The 381-nt window shown below is 42.3% G+C and carries 1 protein-coding gene; it reads left to right on the forward strand.

The features are described 5' to 3' along the window. The coding region (locus FH871_RS35150; RefSeq protein WP_138995374.1) for a PTS glucose transporter subunit IIA at nucleotides 1–381 on the forward strand (381 nt) is incomplete at both ends.

The following is a 381-nucleotide window of genomic DNA, read 5'->3' on the forward strand; positions in this document are numbered from 1 at the left end:
CTAAAACTGAAGTTTCTGAAGAAACAATCTATTCTCCAGTTGATGGCCAAATTGTTGAACTGGAAAAGGTTAATGACCCAGTCTTCTCATCTGGTGCTATGGGTAAAGGTATTGCCGTTAAACCTAGCGGTAACACAGTAGTTTCTCCAGTTGATGGCCTGGTACAAATTGCTTTTGAAACTGGCCACGCTTATGGTCTGAAATCTAAAGACGGTGTTGAAGTTCTCATTCACATCGGTATTGATACTGTTTCCTTGGATGGTAAAGGCTTTAAGCAAAAAGTTGCTGCCAACCAGGAGGTTAAGAAGGGTGATGTCCTTGGAACCTTCGATTCTGCTGTCATTAAGGATGCTGGTCTTGACGATACCATAATGGTCATCG

It is taken from the genome of Larkinella sp. C7 (assembly GCF_006149005.1).
Classification (GTDB): domain Bacteria; phylum Bacteroidota; class Bacteroidia; order Cytophagales; family Spirosomataceae; genus Larkinella.